Below are 17885 nucleotides of genomic sequence, written 5' to 3' on the forward strand. Positions count from 1 at the left end.
CCCCGTCGCTCCACCACCGGGACAGCTCCCCCCATTTCCCCCGTTCCCCCCTCGTGGGCCGGCACCGGGGTCCCGTTCCGCCACCCCGTGTCGGCGGTCCGTGGCCCCTTCACTGCGTCCGTCCCACGCCCATCACTCTGCCGTTTACGCAGGTCGGGGCCCATCCGCTCGGGTACTCAAGCGGGAAGCTGAGTACGCGTACCCAGGGCTGAGTACGCGTCCCCTGGCCCCCCGCTCCCGCCCGCGGACCCGCCCGGGGCGCCGGATAAAGTCCGGGCCATGGCAGAGATCGCGGTAATCGGGGCGGGGATGGGCGCCATGGCCGCCTCCGCGCGGCTGGCCCTCGCGGGCCACCGGGTGACGGTCCACGAGCGCACCGGCACCCACGGCGGCGGCGTCCGGCGGCTGGCGCGCGACGGCTTCGGCTTCGACACCGGACCCGGGGTGCTGTACCTCCCGGCCGTCTACCGCGACCTGTTCCTCAAGACCGGCCGGCGGAAGCTGGAGAAGTGCGTGGACCTGGTGCCGGTGGACCCGGCCGAGCGGCACGTCTTCCCCGACGGCACCGCCGCCACCCTGCCGGGCGCCTCCCGCGCGGGCGTCGTACGGGCCCTCGACGCCGCCGCCGGGCCGGGCGCGGGCGAGGCGTGGACCGGCCTGCTCGACCGGGGCCGCCGGGTCTGGGAGGCCGCCCGCCGCCCGCTCGTCGAGGAGCCGCAGCCCGCCGACACCGGCGCGCTGGCCGCGGACCTCTACCCCGCCGTCCCGCCGCCGGCCGGGCGCGGACTGCTGCGCCGGCTGCGCGGCCCGCGCCCGGCCGCGCCGCCCGCCACCGTCGCCGGTATCGGCGCGGGCGAGCTGGGCGCGTACCCCGCGCTGGGGACGATGCTCGCGCAGCACGCCCTGGCGTACGGGTTCGACCCGCGCCACGCGCCGGCGGGCGCGGCGATGCTGCCGTACGTGCAGGAGACGTTCGGCGGGTGGTACGTGCGCGGGGGCATGCGGGCGCTGGCGGACGCCCTGTACGAGCGCTGCCTGGAGCGCGGCGTCGAGTTCGCGTTCGGCGCGGAAGTGGTCGCCGTCCGGGTGGGCGGGGACGGCCGGGCGGCGGGCGTCGAACTGGCCGGCGGCGCGCGGGCGGACGCCGACACGGTGCTCGCGGGCCTGCCGCCGGCCCGGCTGGCGGAGCTGCTGCGCGCGGGCGGTGTCCCCGAGGCGTACGAGGACGGTGCGACGCCCGGCGCCGCGCGGGCCGTGCCGGCGCGGATGACCGTGTGCCTGGCGCTGCGCGGCGGGCGGGACGAGGACGCCGTGCACCGCACGGTGGTGCACTCCCCGGACGCGGCGCGCGAACTGGCCTGGATCTTCGACGGCGAAGGGCCGGATACCGCCGTGGCGCCCACCGTCACCGTGCTGCGCCCCGACGACCCCGCGCAGCGCCCGGACGCGGACCACGAGGCCGTCACGCTGACCGCCGTCGTGCCGGCAGGGGCGTGGGCGGCTGAGAGCGGGGAGGCCGGAGAGAAGGCCGCGGAGGCGTTCGCGGACCGGATGGTGGCGGCGGCGGGGCGCGCGGTGCCGGGGCTGGCGGAGCGGGTGCTGTGGCGCGAGGTGCGTACGCCCGCGGACACCGCCGCCGAGACGGGCGCCCCGGGCGGCGCGGTGCCGGGGCCGGCGCTGGCCGGCGCCGGCGGCGCGTACCTCCCGGCGCCGAACGCCACGGCCGTGCCGGGGCTCTACGCGGTCGGCGGCTGGGCGCACCCGGGCGGCGGACCGGCGCACGCGGGGATGTCGGGTGCCCTGGTCGCCGGGCTGATCATGGAGGGTGCGGACTTCCGCGGCTCCCGCTGAAGGGCTCGCCGGGCCGGGCGGTCCGGCGGCGGGCGTGGTCGCCGCGGTCGGTCAGTAGCGGTACTGCTGCTCGTAGCCCGGGTAGCCCTGCTGCTGGGCGTACGGGTCCTCGGCGCCCAGCGGGTCCGCGTCGCGCTGCTGGGGCATCCAGACGCCCTCCCCGGACGTCCCGTAGTTCTCCTGGCCGTACGCGGGCTGCTGGCCGGTGTCGTAGCCCTCGGCGTACTGCGCGTACTGCTGCTGGCCGTAGCCCGGGTAACCGCCGCCCGTGTCGTACGACTGCCCGCCGTCCTGCGAGTCGTAGTACGGCGGCGGGGCGGGTGCCGCGTACTCCGTGCCGCCGTAGGGGTCCGCGTATCCGCCGGGGGCGGGGGCGGCCGTGTCGTACCCGGCGTACTGGTGCTCCGTGCCGTAGCCGCCGGCGTCCGGATATATCTGCTGGTCCTGCCCGTAGCCGTTCGTCCCGGCGCCGTTCGTGGCGTACCCGCCGGCCTCGTAGCCGGAGGTGGTGGCGTGGCTGCCGGTGTCGTACGCGGACGTGGTGGCGTGGCTGCCGGTGTCGTAGGCGGAGGTCGTGGCGTGGCTGCCGGTGTCGTACGCCGACGTGGTGGCGTAGCTGCCGGAGTCGTAGGCGGAGGTGGTCGCGTAGCTGCCGGAGTCGTAGCCGACCCCGTTGCCGTTGCCGTTGCCGTACGAGTCGTAGCCGCCGGCGCCCGCGTACGTCTGCTGCTGCCCGGGGGCGGCGCCCGCGTACGCCTGCTCGGCGCCGAAGGGCGAGAACTGGGCGGTCTGTTCCTGCGCCGCGGGCGGGAGCGGCGCCGCCTCCGGCTCGTACGCCGGGTAGGCGGCGCGCTCCGGGGGCGGCGGCGCCTGGCGGCCGTCGTACGCCGGCTCCTCGTACCGCGCCGCCTCGTACCCGTCGCCGTAGTCCTCGCGGTCCCCGCGCTTGCTCATCACCCAGCCTTCGGAGTACCCGCTGCGGTAGGAGAACGTGACCTTGAACTGGCCGGTCGCGAACACCACCACGCCCAGCCCGATCACGACGACCGAGGGCATGAGGACGCCGAGCACCACGCAGAGGAAGCCGACGAAGGCCAGTGCGCGCCAGCGCAGCGGGGCCTTGTACTGCATCAGCACTTCCCAGAGCAGCCACAGCGCGACCAGCCCGAACGCGGCATAGAGGGCCAACCACATCACGTCGCCCATCACGTGCCTCTCTTCCGCCCCCGCTTGGTGGTGCCTGCCCTCAGGACGGCCTGTGCAGCCCGAGGTTCTGGTAGATCTCCAGCGTTGCCGTGGAGGTGTTCAGCGTAATGAAGTGCAGTCCGGGGATCCCCTCGGACAGCAGCCGTTCGCACATGTCCGTGGCGTACTCGATGCCAATGGAGCGTACCGCGGCGCGGTCGTCCTCGACCGCGAGAACGCGGTCCGCCAGCTCCGGCGGGAACGTGGCCCCGCTCAGCTCGGCGAACCGCTGGATCTGCCGGGCGTTGGTGACCGGCATGATCTCCGGGATGATCGGCGTCGTGCAGCCGGCGGCGGCGACCCGGTCGCGCAGCCGCAGGTAGTCGTCGACGTGGAAGAACATCTGGGTGATCGCGTAGTCCGCGCCCGCGCGGCACTTGTCGACGAAGTGCCGGATGTCGGTGTCCCAGTCCGTGGACCGCGGGTGCCGCTCGGGGAAGGCGGCGACGCCGACGCAGAAGTCGCCCGACTCCTTGATCAGCCGGACCAGGTCCGCCGCGTACGCCACCCCCTGCGGATGGGGAACCCACTCCCCCATCGGGTCGCCCGGGGGGTCGCCGCGGACGGCGAGCATGTTGCGGATGCCCGCGTCCGCGTACTGGCCGATGACGTTGCGCAGTTCGGCGATGGAGTGGTCGACCGCGGTGAGGTGCGCCACGGGTGTGAGCGTGGTCTCGGTGGCGATGCGCTCGGTGGCGCGGACGGTGCCCTCGCGGGACGAGCCTCCGGCGCCGTAGGTCACGGAGACGAAGGTCGGTTGTACGGCCTCGATGCGCCGTACGGCGTTCCAGAGGGTCCGCTCGCCCTTGTCGGTTTTCGGGGCGGCGAACTCGAACGAAAACGACTGCTTGCCGGACGCGAGCAGTTCACGAACAGTGACTGCGCGATCATTCCTGGTCGAAGCGATGCCGGTGGCCATACGCGGCAGGTTAACCGCCGGTCACCTCCGGACCCAAGACGGCCAGCTCGATTGCCGGGCCGGGATCCGGCGCCCGGGACCCCTCCGGCGATTACCGGACGTCACCGTTCCGGGCCGCGCGCAGGCGCCGTACGAACTCCCCCGCCGCAGCTCCGGGGTCCTCCGCGGCCGTGAGGGCGCGGACGACGACGACGCGGCGGGCGCCCGCGGCGAGCACCTCGTCGAGGTTCCCGAGGTCGATTCCGCCGATGGCGAACCATGGACGGTCGCCGCCCAGCCCGGCCGCGCAGCGGACGAGGCCGAGGCCGGCCGCGGGCCGCCCGGCCTTGGTGGGCGTGGGCCAGCAGGGGCCGGTGCAGAAGTAGTCGACGCCGGGCTCCCGCGCCGCTGCGCGGGTCTCCGCCTCGGCGTGGGTGGAGCGGCCGACCAGCACGTCGTCGGGCGTGCCGCCGAGGATCGCGCGGGCGGCGGGCACGGGCAGGTCGCCCTGGCCCAGGTGCAGCACGTCGGCGCCCGCGGCGTGCGCCACGTCGGCGCGGTCGTTGACCGCGAGCAGCCGGCCGTGGCGGCGGCAGGCGTCGGCGAACACCTCCAGGTGCGCCAGTTCCTCGCGCGCCTCCATGCCCTTCTCGCGCAGTTGGACGATGTCCACGCCGGCGGCCAGCACCGCGTCGAGGAAGTCGGGCAGGTCGCCCTGGCGGGTGCGGGCGTCGGTGCACAGGTAGAGCTGTGCGGCGCCGAGCCGCGCGCGGGCGTGCGCCGCTGTGTCGGTTCCGGCCGTCATGCGGCGCTCCCCCTCGTACGGTCGCGGGGCCGGACCCGCGTGCGCGCGTCCGGCCCCGCGAGGTTACACAGCCAGCGCCTGCGCCCTGCGCTTGACCTCCGTCCCGCGGTTCTCGCGCAGCGCCTGCGCGGGAGTCCCCGGGAGCGAGGGGTCGGGGGTGAAAAGCCACTCCAGCGCCTCTTCGTCGCTGAAGCCGTCGTCCTTGAGGAGCGTCAGGGTGCCGGTGAGGCCCTTGACGACCTTTCCCTCGCCGATGAACTCGGCGGGCACCTGAAGCGTCTTGTTCTCACCTCGCCGCACCGCGATCAACTGGCCTTCCCTGACCAGTTGCCGCACACGGGTCACCTCGACGTCGAGCTTCTCCGCGACGTCGGGGAGGGTGAGCCAGGAGGGGACGAGAGCATCGATCTTCGCATCAATCTCGGTCACACCCCCCAGCCTGCCATCTCTGGGCGCCGGTCGGTACAGGGCAGCGCCAAAGGGAGGCATATCACCGCAGAGTGTGACCGAAATCGCGGACGCCGACGCGGCGCACGCCGCACCGGAGGCGTCACAGCGCGGCTGATTTCAGCGGTACGGCCGCGTCGGCGGCGCGCTCCCGGTCCAGCGCGGCGGCGGCGTGGATCAGCTTGCGCCCCTGGGTGAGGTCCCGCGGGCGGCCGACGGCGAGCAGCGCGATGAGCCGCCCGGCGCGCAGCCAGCACACCGACCACGACGAGCCGTGCGGGTCGCCGCGCCACAGCAGCTCGTCGTCGGCCGTGTGGTGGCCGACGTACTGCACGAAACGGCCGAACTGCTCCGACCAGAAGTACGGCACCGGGTCGTACACCGCGCCCGGCGCCCCCGCGATGTCCGCCGCGACCGTCGTCGGGCCCTGGAGGGCGTTGTCCCAGTGGTGGATCAGCAGCCGCTCGCCGTAGCGCGCGGACGGGAACGACGCGCAGTCGCCGACCGCCCAGACGCCGGGCACGTTCGTACGCAGCCGCTCGTCGGCCCGCACCGCGCCGGCGTCGCCGAGGTCGACGCCGGAGCCGGCGAGCCAGGCCGTGGCGGGGCGGGCGCCGATGCCGACGACGACGGCGTCGGCGGTCAGCTCCGTACCGTCGTCGAGGACCACCGCGACCGGGCCGTCCGCGCCGAGGCTCTCGACGCGCTCGACCCGGCGGCCGGTCAGCAGCCGGGCCCCGCTCTCCTCGTACCACCCGGCCATCGGCGCCGCGACCTCGGCCGGCAGCGCCGCCGCCAGCGGGTGCCCGGCCGCCTCCACGACCGTCACCTCGCAGCCCTGCTCGCGCGCGGCGGTGGTCAGCTCCGCGCCGATCCAGCCCGCGCCGACCACCAGGATCCGGCTGCGCCGCACGAGCACCGCGCGCAGCCGCGCCGCGTCGTCGAGGGTGCGCAGCAGGTACACGCCGGGCGTGGCGCCGGCCGGGGCGCCGGGCAGCGGGATCGGCAGCGCGCCGGTGGCGAGGACCAGCCTGTCGTACGGCACGGGCCCGGCGTCCGTCTCCAGCAGCCGGCCCGCGGTGTCCAGGCGGTCGACGTGCAGCCCCAGTCGCAGCCCGATGCCGTACTCCGCGAAGTCCACCTCGAACGCCGAGCCCTCCGCCTTGCCGAGCAGCACCGCCTTGGACAGCGGCGGCCGGTCGTACGGCTGGTGCGGCTCCGCGCCGACGAGGGTGACGGCGCCCCCGTAGCCCTGCTCGCGCAGCGCCACGGCGGTCTGCACGCCGGCCATGCCGGCGCCGACGACGACGGTGCCCGCGGGGCCGTCCGCGGCGCGGCTGGGGCGGCGTGCGGCCCCGTCGGCGGGGCGCTCGCCGGGGGCGTGGTCCGGTTCGGCGTCGGTCACACCGATCACTTTATGCCGCACCCGTCGAGCGCCGCTCGCGCCGGGTCCGCTCGGGAGGCTCCCTTACAGCGGCCGGGCGTACGGAGTTAGGGTGGCCGGGAAGACTCGCGGGAGCCCGGCGCACCGGGCTGAGAGGGGGGCTGGCGGCCCCCGACCGTACGAACCTGATCCGGGTCATGCCGGCGAAGGGAGGGGCGAACGCGCCCATGCAGCCACGCGACACACCCCCGACACCACCCGCGACGGACCCCGCGGCGGACCCAACGACGGACCCAGCGGCGGGCCCAACGACGGGCCCAACGACGGGCCCAGCGGCGAAACCCGCGGCGGGCCCAACCGGCGCGCCGCGCCGGGCGGATGCCGCGTACGACGTCCTCGTCGTCGGCGGCGGCGTCATCGGCCTGGTCACCGCCTGGCAGGCGGCCCGCCGCGGGCTGGTCACCGCCGTCGCCGACCCGGCCCCCGGCGGCGGCGCCGCGCAGGTCGCGGCCGGGATGCTCGCCGCCGTGACCGAACTGCACTACGGCGAGGAGGCGCTGCTGGCGCTCAACCTGGCCGCCGCGGAGCGCTATCCGGCCTTCGCCGCCGAGCTGGCGGAGGCGTCGGGCAGGGACATCGGCTACCGCCGCTGCGGCGCGCTGTCCGTCGCGCTCGACGCCGACGACCGCGCCCAACTGCGCGAACTCCACGGCTTCCAGCAGCGGCTGGGGCTGTCGGCCGAGTGGCTCACCGGAAGCGAGTGCCGCCGCCTGGAGCCGATGCTCGCGCCCGGCGTGCGCGGCGGGCTGCGCGTCGACGGCGACCACCAGACGGACCCGCGGCTGCTGACCGCGGCGCTGGTCACCGCCTGCGAGCGGGCCGGGGTCGCCTTCCACCGCAGCCTCGCGGTCCGGCTGCGGGTGACCGGCGCGGGCGCGGCCGAGCGGGCGGCGGGCGCGGAGCTGGCGGACGGCACGCGGATCGCCGCCGGCCAGACGGTGCTGGCCGCCGGCAGCGACAGCGGCCGGCTGGCGGGGGTGCCGGAGGCGGTACGGCCGCCGGTGCGGCCGGTGAAGGGGCAGGTGCTGCGGCTGCGGATGCCCGCCGCCGGGACGCCGTTTTTGTCCCGTACGGTACGGGCCGTGGTCCGCGGCAGCAGCGTGTACCTGGTGCCGCGGGAGAGCGGCGAGCTGGTCGTCGGCGCCACCAGCGAGGAGCTGGGCTGGGACACCACCGTCACCGCCGGCGGCGTCTACGAGCTGCTGCGCGACGCGCACGAGCTGCTGCCCGGGCTGACGGAGCTGCCGCTCGTGGAGACCGGCGCCGGGCTGCGCCCCGGCTCCCCCGACAACGCACCGCTGCTGGGCCCCACCGCCCTGGCGGGCCTGCACCTGGCCACCGGCCACTACCGCAACGGGGTGCTCCTGACCCCCGTCACCGGCGACGCGCTCGCCGCCGCGCTCACCGGCGGCGAACTCCCCGACGTGGCCCGCCCGTTCGCGGCCACCCGGTTCGGCCGTACCCAGCAGCAGCACGAAGGGCAGCACGCATGACCGAGGACGCCACCCGGGCCCGTACGCGGACCTCGACGCAGGCCCGTACGGACACCCGCACCGACTCCCCGACCGCCACCGCCACCACCACCACCTCCACAGCGACAGCCACCGTCGACGTGACCGTCAACGGCACCCCCCGCCGCATCGACGCCGGCCTCACCCTCGACGCCCTCGTCGCCACCCTCACCGCCGCGCACCGCGGCGTCGCCGCCGCCGTCAACGAGGACGTCGTACCGCGCGGCAGTTGGCCCACCACCACCCTCGGCAACGGCGACCGCGTCGAGATCCTCACCGCGGTCCAGGGAGGCTGACCCACCGTGACCCGCACCGCGCCCGCCCCCGTCCCCACCGACCCCACCGCTCCCACAACCGTCACCGCCGCCGACCCCCTCACCATCGCCGGCGTGCGCTTCTCCTCCCGCCTGATCATGGGCACCGGCGGCGCGAGCAGCCTGGAGATGATGGAGCGCGCGCTCCTCGCCTCCGGCACCGAGCTGACCACCGTCGCGATGCGCCGCATCGACCCCGGCGTGCACGGCTCCGTGCTCGACGTGCTGCGCCGCCACGGCATCCGCGTGCTGCCGAACACCGCCGGCTGCTACACCGCCGGCGAGGCGGTCCTCACCGCCCGGCTGGCCCGCGAGGCGCTCGGCACGGACTGGGTGAAGCTGGAGGTCATCGCCGACGAGCGCACCCTGCTGCCCGACCCCGTCGAGCTGCTGGCCGCCGCCGAGACGCTCGTCGACGACGGCTTCACCGTGCTCCCGTACACCAACGACGACCCCGTGCTCGCACGCAGGCTGGAGGACGCCGGCTGCGCCGCCGTGATGCCGCTGGGCTCGCCCATCGGCTCCGGGCTCGGCATCCGCAACCCGCACAACTTCCAGCTCATCACCGAGGCCGCCGGGGTGCCCGTCATCCTCGACGCCGGCGCCGGCACCGCCTCCGACGCCGCCCAGGCGATGGAGCTGGGCTGCGACGCGGTGATGCTCGCGTCCGCGGTGACGCGGGCGCAGGAGCCGGTGCTGATGGCCGAGGCGATGCGGTACGCGATCGCCGCCGGCCGGCTCGCCGCGCGCGCCGGGCGCATCCCGCGCCGGCACTTCGCGCGCGCGTCGTCCCCGGCGGCGGGCGTCGCGGAGCTGGGCCCGGAGCCGGACCCGGAGCGGCCCGCGTTCGCGTGAACTCCCCGGCCCCGTACCGGCACCCGAAGGGACGCCCGCGTCGGCACGCCATCGGGAACGTACTGAAGCACAACGGTGACGGGAACGCGTCCCTCACCTCGTAGACTGCGCTTCGTGGACACGACTCTGGACCCGTCCCCCCATCCGCAGGGAGGGTGGGGCGACCCCATGGTCGGGCAGATGCTCGACGGGCGCTACCGCGTCGACGCGCGCATCGCCGCCGGCGGCATGGCCACGGTCTACCGGGCGCTGGACACCCGGCTCGACCGGGTGGTCGCCGTCAAGGTCATGCACCCCTCGCTCGCCGCCGACGCCTCCTTCGTCCAGCGGTTCATCCTGGAGGCCAAGTCGGTCGCCGGGCTCGCCCACCCGAACGTCGTGGGCGTCTACGACCAGGGCACCGACGGCCCGCACGTCTTCCTGGCCATGGAGTACGTCCCCGGCTGCACCCTGCGCGACGTGCTGAACGACCGCGGCGCGCTCCAGCCGCGGGCCGCGCTGGACATCCTGGAGCCCGTGCTCGCCGCGCTCGGCGCCGCGCACCGGGCCGGTTTCGTCCACCGCGACATGAAGCCGGAGAACGTCCTCATCGGCGACGACGGCCGCGTCAAGGTCGCCGACTTCGGGCTCGTCCGCGCCGTGAACACCAACACGACCGCCTCCACCGGCACCGTGCTGGGCAGCGTGTCGTACCTGGCGCCCGAGCAGATCGAGCGCGGCGCCGCCGACCCCCGCGTCGACGTGTACGCCTGCGGCGTGATGCTCTACGAGATGCTCACCGGCGCCAAGCCGCACGCCGGCGAGCACGCCGCGCACGTGCTCTACCAGCACCTGCACGAGGACGTCGAGCCGCCGTCCGCCGCCGTCCCCGGGCTGTCCGCGGAGCTGGACGCCCTGGTCGCCGCCGCCGCAGCGCGCAGCCGCGAGACGCGCCCCGCGGACGCCGTGGAGCTGCTGTCCGCCGTACGGGGCGCCCGCGCGCGGCTCACCGACGAGGAGCTGGACGCGGTGCCGCCGCAGGCCGTGGCCGAGGAGCGGATCGGCTCCGAGGACCGTACGGCCGTGGTGCCGAGCCCGGTGGGCTCGCCGGCGCAGGAGCGGCTGAACGTCACGAGCGTGCTGGAGACGTCCGCCGCCGCCCCCGCGGACGCCACCGCCGCCCCGCCGCCCGGCCCGCCCGCGCCCGGCGCCCCGCCGCAGCCGGGCCGCGCCAGGCCGCGGCTCGGGCTGCTGGCGCTGCTGGCGGCGGTGCTCGTGCTGGGCGTCGGCGCGGGCGTCTGGTACATAAACTCCGGGCAGTTCACCAAGGTCCCGTTCGTGCTGGGGAAGACCGAGTCCCAGGCCCGGGACATGCTCTCCGGCGAGGACCTGGACGCGGACGTCGAGGAGGACTTCAGCGACACGGTGAAGGCCGGCCGCGTGCTGCGTACGGACCCCGAGGGCGGCAGCCGCATCCGCCAGGGCGACTCGGTGACGCTGGTGCTCTCCAAGGGCCCGGAGGTGGTCGAGATCCCCGAGCTGTACGCGACCCCGCTCGACGAGGCCAAGGACAAGCTGCGCGACGCCGGGCTGAAGCCGGGCGTGACGCAGGAGGCGTTCAGCGAGGAGCTGCCCGCCGGCCGCGTGATCAGCACCGACCCGGAGGACGGCGAGAAGATCAGGGCCGGCCGGGCGGTGGCGATGACGGTCAGCCGCGGGGCGCCCATCGAGGTGCCGGACGTCATCGGCGACGACCAGGACGACGCCGCCGAGGAGCTGCGCGAGGAGGGCCTCGCGGTCGAGGTCGCCCAGGAGGCGGTGTACTCGGAGGAGGACGCCGGCACGGTCGCGGAGGTCTCGCCGGAGCCGGGCGCGGAGCTGGGCGAGGGCGACAAGGTCACGCTGACGATCTCCAAGGGCCAGGAGATGCTGGAGGTCCCGGACGTGGTCGACATGAGCGTGGACGACGCCGAGCAGGCTCTGGAGGACGCCGGATTCTCCGTGAACGTGAACCAGATCTTCTTCGGCGACACCGTCTGGCGGCAGTCCGTGGACGGCGGCGACGAGGCCCCGCGCGGAAGCGAGATCACCCTCTGGGTGAGGTGACGTGTCCTCCCGTACGACCCCCGGACGACGCTCCGCGCGCCCCGCCCCCCGCGACCGCAACCCCGTGGGCAGCCACGTGCCCGTCGCCGGCGGCCTGGCCGCGAAGGGCCTGGCGCACGCGCGCCAGATCGGCGCGGAGGCCGTGCAGGTCTTCGTCGCCAACGCCCGCGGCTGGGCGACGCCGCCGGGCGACCCGGCGCAGGACGAGGAGTTCCGGCGGCGCTGCGCCGAGGACGGCATCCCGGTGTACGTGCACGCCCCGTACCTGATCAACCTCGGCTCGCACACCCCGGCTACCGCGGAGAACTCCGTCGCCTCGCTGCGGCACTCGCTGCGCCGCGGCCGGGCGATCGGCGCCCGCGGCGTCGTGGTGCACACCGGCTCCGCGACCGGCGGGCGGCCCCGGGAGACCGCGCTCGCGCAGGTACGGGAGCTGACCCTGCCGCTCCTCGACGAACTGGGCGACGCCGCCGACGAGCCGGGAGTGCCCGACCTGCTGCTGGAGCCGACCGCGGGGCAGGGCTTCTCGCTCTGCTCCCGGCTGCCGGAGCTGGGCGCCTACCTGGAGCTGCTGGACCGGCACCCGCGGCTCGGCGTCTGCCTCGACACCTGCCACGTCTTCGCCGCCGGCCACGACCTGGCGGCGAGCGGCGGCGCGAAGCAGATGCTGGACGAGCTGCTGGAGGTGGCGGGCCCGGGGCGGCTGCGGCTGGTGCACGCCAACGACTCCAAGGCGGCGGCCGGCTCGCGCCTGGACCGGCACGAGAACATCGGCGGGGGGCGGATCGGGGCCGAGCCGTTCCGCGAGCTGATCCGGCATCCGGTGATGGAGGGCGTACCGCTGATCATCGAGACCCCGGGCGGCGGGCCGCAGGGGCCCGCGGCGGCGGCGGACATCGCGCTGCTCAAGGAGCTGCGCGAACCCGCGGGGCCGTAGCACGGGGGCCGTGGGGCGGGGGGCCTAGAGGTCCGGGCCGTCGCCGGGCTCCTCCTGGTACGAGTAGCGCTGCTCGCGCCACGGGTCGCCGATGTTGTGGTAGCCGCGCTCCTCCCAGAAGCCGCGGCGGTCGGCCTTCATGTACTCCACGCCCCGCACCCACTTCGGGCCCTTCCAGGCGTACAGGTGCGGCACGACGAGCCGTACCGGGAAGCCGTGCTCGGCGGTCAGCGGCTCGCCGTCCTTGTGGGTGGCGAACATCGTCCGCTCGTCGGCGAAGTCGGCCAGCCGCAGGTTGGAGCTGAAGCCGTACTCCGCCCACACCATCACGTGCGTGACCTCGGGCGCGGGCGGCGCGAGCGCCAGGAGCGTACGGGCCCGTACCCCGCCCCACTCGGCGCCGAGCATGCTGAACTTCGTCACGCAGTGCAGATCGCCGACCACGGTCGCGTACGGCAGGGCCGTGAACTCGTCGTGCGTGAGGGAGCGCTTCGCCCCGTCCGCCGTGGCCCCGAAGACCTGGAGCTGCCAGCGGTCGGGCTTGAAGCGCGGCACCGGGCCGTAGTGCGTCACGGGCCAGCCGCGCTGGAGGCGCTGGCCAGGAGGCAGGTCCCCCTCGTGGCGCTCCGACTGACCCATGACCCCATGGTGGCAGACGCTTGCGCATGGTCATGACCGGGGGCGGCGGGGCCGGGGCCGAGGGCAACTCGGATAAGCCTGCACTTACTGGATCGTCCGGGCACTGTAGTGCGAGGATGCGCCCTGACCTGCCCGACCCACGTGGAGAGGAGTCCCGGCTATGCAGGGTGACCCCGAGGTGCTGGAATTCCTGAACGAGCAGCTCACTGCCGAGCTGACGGCGATCAACCAGTACTTCCTGCACGCGAAGATGCAGGAGAACTTCGGCTGGACGAAGCTGGCGAAGTACACCCGGTCCGAGTCGTTCGACGAGATGAAGCATGCGGAGATCCTGACGGACCGCATTCTGCTGTTGGAGGGGCTGCCGAACTACCAGCGCCTCTTCCATGTCCGGGTCGGACAGACGGTCACCGAGATGTTCCAGGCCGACCGGCAGATCGAGGTGGAGGCGATCGACCGGCTGCGCCGCGGGATCGAGCTGATGCGCGCGAAGAGCGACGTCACGTCCGCGAACATCTTCGAGGCGATCCTGGAGGACGAGGAGCACCACATCGACTACCTCGACACCCAGCTCGACCTGATCGAGAAGCTCGGCGAGGCGCTGTACCTCGCGCAGCAGATCGAGCAGCCGGAAGGCGCGTAGCTCAGGCGGCCCCGGCGGTCACCGGGGTCTCGGCGGCCGTCGCGGCCACCACTGCCACCGCTGCCGGGGCCGCTACGGCGCCCGGGCCGGCCGGCGGTGCCGGCGCGGCGGTCTCGCCCGCCGGCCGCTGCTCCAGCAGCTCGCGGCGGGCGCAGCCCGCGCCGCGGCCGAGCAGCGCCTGGATCCGGCGGACGCAGGAGCCGCAGTCGGTGCCCGCCTTGGACTCCGAGGCGATCTGGCGGGGGGTGCAGTGCCCGGCCGAGGCGTGCCGGCGCACCTGCTCCTCGGTGATGCCGAAGCACGAGCACACGAACACGCGGACCCCCGGGTCGGGACGATTAGGTAATCCTAACCTTACCCGGCCCGGGGGTGCCGTGAAAGAGCCGCCCTGCCGTGACCTGCGTTACGTTGCGGCCGGCGCGCTCGCCGGTCGCCGGGCGCCGCTCACTGGTCCCGGTACATCTCGGCGACCAGGAACGCCAGGTCGAGCGACTGGCTGCGGTTGAGCCGCGGGTCGCACGCCGTCTCGTAGCGCTGGTGCAGGTCGTCGACGAAGATCTCGTCGCCGCCGCCCACGCACTCGGTCACGTCGTCGCCGGTCAGCTCCACGTGGATGCCGCCGGGGTGGGTGCCGAGCGCCTTGTGGACCTCGAAGAAGCCCTTGACCTCGTCCAGCACGTCGTCGAAGCGACGCGTCTTGTGGCCGGAGGCGGCCTCGAAGGTGTTGCCGTGCATCGGGTCGGACACCCACGCCACCTGGGCGCCGGAGGCCGTGACCTTCTCCACCAGGTCGGGCAGCCGGTCGCGTACCTTGTCGGCGCCCATCCGGCTGACGAACGTCAGCCGGCCGGGGATCCGGTCCGGGTCGAGGCGGTCGATCAGCGCCAGCGCCTCTTCCGGGGTGGTCGACGGGCCCAGCTTGACCCCCACGGGGTTGCTGATCCGGGAGGCGAACTCGATGTGCGCGTGGTCGAGCTGCCGGGTGCGCTCGCCGATCCAGACCATGTGCCCGGAGACGTCGTAGAGCTTGCCGGTACGCGAGTCGGTGCGGGTCATGGACGACTCGTAGTCGAGGATCAGCGCCTCGTGCGAGGAGAAGAACTCGACGGTCTTGAACTGCTCCGGGTCCACGCCGCAGGCGTGCATGAAGCTCATCGCCCGGTCGATCTCGCGGGCCAGCGCCTCGTACCGCTGGCCGGAGGGCGAGGAGCGGACGAAGTCCTGGTTCCAGGCGTGCACCTGGCGCAGGTCGGCGTAGCCGCCGGTGGTGAAGGCGCGCACCAGGTTCAGCGTGGCCGCCGAGGCGTGGTACATCCGCTTCAGCCGCTGCGGGTCCGGCATGCGGGACTCGGGGGTGAACTCGAAGCCGTTGACGGAGTCGCCCCGGTAGACGGGCAGGGTGATGCCGTCGCGGGTCTCGGTCGGCTTGGAGCGGGGCTTGGAGTACTGCCCGGCGATCCGCCCGACCTTCACGACCGGGACGGAGGCGGCGTAGGTGAGGACGGCGCTCATCTGGAGCAGCGTCTTGAGCTTGTTCCTGATGTGCTCGGCCGAGACCGCGTCGAACGCCTCGGCGCAGTCACCGCCCTGGAGCAGGAAAGCCTCGCCGCGGGCGACCGCGCCCAGTTGGTCGCGCAGTTGGTCGCACTCGCCGGCGAAGACCAGCGGCGGATACGACTGGAGCTCGGCGAGTACGTCGCGCAGAGCCGCAGGATCCGGCCAGTCCGGCTGCTGCGCCGCGGGCAGGTCGCGCCAGGTCTGGGGGATTCCGGCGGCGCTCGTGGCGGGTTCGGCGTTGACAGTCACGAAGCCAAGATTACGGGTTCGCCCGCACTGCTCCGGCCGGTGACCGACAGATGAGACGGAGCAGACAGTGAGCGGTCGGACGCGCCGCGGTCGGCCGCGGTCGGCTAGGGTATCCGCCATGTACGCGCTCGATGCCCGCACCTGGTGGTGGCCCGTCCAACCGGCGGCCACCTGATCTCGCGTACCCACGAAGACTCCGCGAAGGCCGCCCGAGGGGCGGCCTTCGGCGTGTCAACGGGTCGGTCCCTCCGTCGTAGGAAGGAACGACCCGTGCATCATCACCGCAGGTCACAGCCGCAGGACCGCCCGGAACACGGGACCGGGCAGGGGGCCGAGCGACCACCGGCCGCCGAGGCGGAGCCCGCCCCGCACGCCGCACCCGGCGCCCCGCACGCAGCCCCGGACGCCGCCTCGCACGCCCTCACGGAGGCCGCCCCGACAGCCGCCGCCCTGGTCCGCCGGCTGCTGGCCGACGGCGCCCCGCCCTTCGCCGTGCTCCGCCGGCGCACCCCCGGCCGCCCCGACGCCCCCGTCGAGATCCTGCTCGGCGCCGTCCACGAGGTGGACCGGCTCGCGGACCTCCCCGACGCCCCCGCGCCCGGCCCGGCGGGCGCCCTCGCGCTCGTGCCGTACCGGCAGATCCGCGAGCGCGGCTTCGACGTCCGCGACGACGGCACCCCGCTGGCCGTGCTGGTCCCCGACGAGGTCCACGAGGTGCCCGCCGCCGCGCTGCTCGACGCCCTGCCGGCGCACCCCGTCCGCGTCTACGGCGGCGCCTTCGACGTGCCGGACGAGGAGTACGCCCGGACCGTGGGCCGCGTCCTCGCCGACGAGATCGGCACCGGCGAGGGCGCCAACTTCGTCATCCGGCGCACCTTCGAGGGCCGCATCGACGGCTTCGGCGCCGCCGACGCGCTCGCCCTCTTCCGCCGGCTGCTGGCCGGCGAGCAGGGCGCGTACTGGACCTTCGTCGTGCACCGCCCGGGCGTGCGCACCCTGGTCGGCGCCAGCCCCGAGGTGCACGTGCGGATGACCGGCGGCACCGTCGTGATGAACCCCATCAGCGGCACGTACCGCTACCCGCCCGGCGGCCCCGACCGGGCCGGGCTGCTGGCGTTCCTGCACGACACCAAGGAGATCGAGGAACTCTCCATGGTCGTCGACGAGGAGCTGAAGATGATGTGCACGGTCGCGCGGGAGGGCGGGGTGGTCGTCGGGCCGCGGCTGAAGGAGATGGCGCACCTGGCGCACACCGAGTACGAGCTGCGCGGGCGCACCGCGCTCGACGCCCGCGACGTGCTGCGCGAGACGATGTTCGCCGCGACGGTGACCGGCTCGCCGGTGCAGAACGCCTGCCGCGTCATCGAGCGCTACGAGGCCGGGGGCCGCGGCTACTACGCGGGCGCGCTCGCGCTCCTCGGCCGCGACGCCGGCGGCGCGCAGACCCTGGACTCCCCCATCCTCATCCGCACCGCCGACATCGGCGCGGACGGCCTGCTGCGGGTCCCCGTCGGCGCCACGCTGGTACGCGGCTCCCGGCCCGCCGACGAGGTCGCCGAGACCCATGCCAAGGCCGCCGGGGTGCTCGCCGCGCTCGGCGTACGCCCCGCACCCGCGCGCCCCGCGGGCGGAGCCCGGCCGGCGTTCGCGGCCGACCCGGAGGTGCAGGCGGCGCTGGCGGCCCGCAGGACGCACCTGTCGCCTTTCTGGCTGCGCATGCAGCACGTGCCGGCCCCGGGGCCGGCTGCGGGCGGGCAGTTGCCCGGCCGGGTGCTGGTGGTCGACGGCGAGGACACGTTCACCGCGATGCTCGCCCACGTGCTGCGCGCCTCCGGCGCCGAGGTGGACGTACGCCGCTTCGACGCCCCCGGCGTACGGGCGGCGGCGCTGGCGCACGAGGGCCCGGTCGTGCTCGGCCCGGGCCCCGGCGACCCGGCGGACACCGCGGACCCCAAGATGGGCTTCCTGCGCGGGCTGGCCGGCGAGCTGCTGCACGGCCACCGCCACGGGCTTCTCGGCGTGTGCCTGGGCCACGAACTCCTCGCCGCCGAGCTGGGGCTGCGCCTGGTCCGCAAGGACGTCCCGTACCAGGGGGCGCAGGAGGAGATCGACTTCTTCGGGCGGCCGGAGACGGTCGGCTTCTACAGCACGTACACCGCCCGCTGCGACGCCGGCGCCGCGGCGGCGCTGGCGGCGGCGCGCGGCGTCGAGCTGAGCCGCGACCCGCAAAGCGGCGACGTGCACGCGCTGCGCGGGCCCGGGTTCGCCGGGGTGCAGTTCCATCCGGAGTCGGTGCTGACGCTGGACGGCGACCGGCTGGTGCGGCAGTTGCTCGCGGCGGTGCTGGTACGGGGCTGAGCGCCCGGCGCCGTGCGGCGGCCCCGCTCCACGGGGCCGCCGCACGG

The 17885-nt window shown here is 75.0% G+C and carries 16 protein-coding genes and 1 riboswitch; of the genes, 8 read left to right on the top strand and 8 right to left on the bottom strand.

From position 1 onward, the window contains the following. Positions 1-279: 279 nt before the first annotated feature. Positions 280-1851: a phytoene desaturase family protein gene (locus QBL21_RS24455; protein ID WP_407564367.1), complete on the top strand. Its 1572-nt coding sequence runs from the start codon at positions 280-282 to the stop codon at positions 1849-1851. Positions 1852-1902: 51 nt separating this feature from the next. Here the strand turns inward: QBL21_RS24455 and QBL21_RS24460 are convergent, their stop codons facing one another. The 5 genes from QBL21_RS24460 to QBL21_RS24480 form a co-directional block, all read right to left on the bottom strand. Beyond that, positions 1903-3057 (bottom strand): hypothetical protein, encoded by a 1155-nt coding sequence (locus QBL21_RS24460; RefSeq protein ID WP_407564368.1) that lies wholly within the window; start codon positions 3055-3057, stop codon positions 1903-1905. A gap of 40 nt (positions 3058-3097) precedes the next feature. Next, on the bottom strand, positions 3098-4015 hold the full coding sequence (metF, locus tag QBL21_RS24465; protein WP_407564369.1) for a methylenetetrahydrofolate reductase [NAD(P)H]: 918 nt from the start codon (positions 4013-4015) through the stop codon (positions 3098-3100). Positions 4016-4106: 91 nt separating this feature from the next. After that, on the bottom strand, positions 4107-4799 hold the full coding sequence (thiE, locus tag QBL21_RS24470) for a thiamine phosphate synthase (protein WP_407564370.1): 693 nt from the start codon (positions 4797-4799) through the stop codon (positions 4107-4109). Between the two features lie 63 nt (positions 4800-4862). Further along, a complete protein-coding gene (locus QBL21_RS24475) occupies positions 4863-5228 on the bottom strand; it encodes an Rv2175c family DNA-binding protein (RefSeq protein ID WP_407564371.1) in 366 nt (121 codons plus the stop codon). A gap of 121 nt (positions 5229-5349) precedes the next feature. Further along, a complete protein-coding gene (locus QBL21_RS24480) occupies positions 5350-6660 on the bottom strand; it encodes an NAD(P)/FAD-dependent oxidoreductase (RefSeq protein WP_407564372.1) in 1311 nt (436 codons plus the stop codon). Positions 6661-6748: 88 nt separating this feature from the next. Next, positions 6749-6859, top strand: a riboswitch (TPP riboswitch). Here QBL21_RS24480 and thiO point away from each other — a divergent pair. The 5 genes from thiO to QBL21_RS24505 all read left to right on the top strand — a co-directional run bounded on the left by thiO (position 6858) and on the right by QBL21_RS24505 (position 12392). After that, positions 6858-8183: a glycine oxidase ThiO gene (gene thiO / locus QBL21_RS24485; protein WP_407564373.1), complete on the top strand. Its 1326-nt coding sequence runs from the start codon at positions 6858-6860 to the stop codon at positions 8181-8183. It overlaps the preceding riboswitch by 2 nt. Beyond that, positions 8180-8497 carry a sulfur carrier protein ThiS gene (gene thiS, locus QBL21_RS24490; protein WP_407564374.1) on the top strand — a complete coding sequence of 106 codons (318 nt, stop codon included), beginning with the start codon at positions 8180-8182 and terminating at the stop codon, positions 8495-8497. Before thiO ends, thiS begins: the two co-directional genes overlap by 4 nt. Before the next feature lie 6 nt (positions 8498-8503). Then, positions 8504-9370 (top strand): thiazole synthase, encoded by an 867-nt coding sequence (locus tag QBL21_RS24495; protein WP_407564375.1) that lies wholly within the window; start codon positions 8504-8506, stop codon positions 9368-9370. 168 nt (positions 9371-9538) lie between these two features. Further along, a complete protein-coding gene (pknB, locus tag QBL21_RS24500) occupies positions 9539-11455 on the top strand; it encodes a Stk1 family PASTA domain-containing Ser/Thr kinase (RefSeq protein ID WP_407566546.1) in 1917 nt (638 codons plus the stop codon). Between the two features lies 1 nt (position 11456). Beyond that, on the top strand, positions 11457-12392 hold the full coding sequence (locus tag QBL21_RS24505) for a deoxyribonuclease IV (protein WP_407564376.1): 936 nt from the start codon (positions 11457-11459) through the stop codon (positions 12390-12392). Between the two features lie 24 nt (positions 12393-12416). Here QBL21_RS24505 and QBL21_RS24510 read toward each other — a convergent pair whose 3' ends face one another. Then, positions 12417-13031 (bottom strand): sulfite oxidase-like oxidoreductase, encoded by a 615-nt coding sequence (locus QBL21_RS24510; RefSeq protein ID WP_407564377.1) that lies wholly within the window; start codon positions 13029-13031, stop codon positions 12417-12419. A 160-nt stretch (positions 13032-13191) separates the two neighbouring features. Here QBL21_RS24510 and bfr point away from each other — a divergent pair, with 160 nt between their 5' ends. Beyond that, positions 13192-13674 (top strand): bacterioferritin, encoded by a 483-nt coding sequence (bfr, locus tag QBL21_RS24515; RefSeq protein ID WP_407564378.1) that lies wholly within the window; start codon positions 13192-13194, stop codon positions 13672-13674. A 1-nt stretch (position 13675) separates the two neighbouring features. Here the strand turns inward: bfr and QBL21_RS24520 are convergent, their stop codons facing one another. Both QBL21_RS24520 and QBL21_RS24525 read right to left on the bottom strand, forming a co-directional pair. Further along, a complete protein-coding gene (locus tag QBL21_RS24520) occupies positions 13676-13990 on the bottom strand; it encodes a bacterioferritin-associated ferredoxin (RefSeq protein WP_407564379.1) in 315 nt (104 codons plus the stop codon). A gap of 128 nt (positions 13991-14118) precedes the next feature. Then, positions 14119-15480: a class II 3-deoxy-7-phosphoheptulonate synthase gene (locus tag QBL21_RS24525; protein ID WP_407564380.1), complete on the bottom strand. Its 1362-nt coding sequence runs from the start codon at positions 15478-15480 to the stop codon at positions 14119-14121. 450 nt (positions 15481-15930) lie between these two features. On the opposite strand from QBL21_RS24525, the gene QBL21_RS24530 reads away from it, so the two are divergent. Further along, complete coding sequence (locus QBL21_RS24530; RefSeq protein WP_407566547.1) at positions 15931-17838, top strand: anthranilate synthase family protein; 1908 nt, start codon at positions 15931-15933, stop codon at positions 17836-17838. Positions 17839-17885: the final 47 nt, after the last annotated feature.

Source organism: Streptomyces sp. 184 (genome assembly GCF_045781775.1).
GTDB lineage: Bacteria > Actinomycetota > Actinomycetes > Streptomycetales > Streptomycetaceae > Streptomyces.